Consider the following 250-nt stretch of genomic DNA (forward strand, 5'->3'; position numbering starts at 1 on the left):
GGTAAACATCATCATGCAAGGCGTGCCGGAAGGTATGAATGTCAAGGAAATCCGCGCCTCGCTAGCTGCCGCCAAGGGCGTAGACGCAATCCACTCGCTGCACGTGTGGGCGCTGACCTCAGGCGTGCCGGTGTTGAGTGCGCACGTGCGCGTCAGCGAGCAGGCGTGGGTTGATGGATCCGGGCCGCGCATCTTGGACGAGCTGACCCATACGGCCCAACATCAGTGGGGGATTGATCACTGCACCTTC

The 250-nt window shown here is 61.6% G+C and carries 1 protein-coding gene; it reads left to right on the forward strand.

Annotation, left to right across the window (positions count from 1 at the left end):
• Positions 1–34 precede the first annotated feature (34 nt).
• A partial coding sequence (locus QP415_RS12395) for a cation transporter dimerization domain-containing protein (protein WP_442953495.1) occupies positions 35–250 on the forward strand: 216 nt, incomplete at its 3' end.

Source organism: Pauljensenia sp. UMB3104 (assembly GCF_030217285.1).
In the GTDB taxonomy this organism is placed as follows: domain Bacteria; phylum Actinomycetota; class Actinomycetes; order Actinomycetales; family Actinomycetaceae; genus Pauljensenia.